Raw genomic sequence first — 612 nt, 5'->3', positions numbered from 1 at the left:
ACACCCACCGTAGCCCGGCTTGCCCCCCGTATCGATAGTGCCGGTTCGAGCCGGCTCCCACGACTGACACCGGTCGAACGACCCGCGGTGATCCCGTTGTCGTATGCCCAGCAACGACTCTGGTTCATCGACCAACTCCGAGGCCCCTCCCCGGTCTACAACGTGGCGGCGGCGTTGCGGTTGACTGGTGGGCTCGATGTCGACGCGCTGGGTGCGGCGCTGGCCGATGTGGTGGGCCGTCACGAAAGCCTACGCACGGTACTCAGCGCGACCGAGGGCACACCCCGGCAGGTGATCATCCCCATGGAGCGGGTTGTTTTCGGGTGCGACGTGGTCGATGCGACCGGATGGTCGCGAACCCGGCTGGACGCCGCCGTGAACGAGGCGGCGCGCTACCCGTTCGACTTGGCGACCGAGATCCCGTTGCGTGCAGAGCTTTTCGACGTTTCCGATCAAGAACACGTGCTGGTGATCGTGATGCACCATATCGCCGCGGACGGCTGGTCGCTGAGGCCGCTGGCCGCCGATTTGGGTGCGGCCTACGCCTGCCGCTGCGCGGGCCGGGCGCCGGATTGGGCACCGTTGGCGGTGCAGTACGTCGACTACACACTG

General features: G+C 67.0%; 1 protein-coding gene. It reads left to right on the top strand.

Features of this window, described 5'->3' with window-relative positions; genetic code table 11:
- Positions 1–612: condensation domain-containing protein (locus IRT45_RS36420; RefSeq protein WP_305082339.1), on the top strand; the 612-nt coding region annotated here is incomplete at both ends.

It is taken from the genome of Nocardia sp. BSTN01, assembly GCF_015354405.1.
Classification (GTDB): domain Bacteria; phylum Actinomycetota; class Actinomycetes; order Mycobacteriales; family Mycobacteriaceae; genus Nocardia.
Note: the sequence above shows the minus strand (reverse complement) of the source record. Positions and strands in the feature narration are given on the sequence as shown.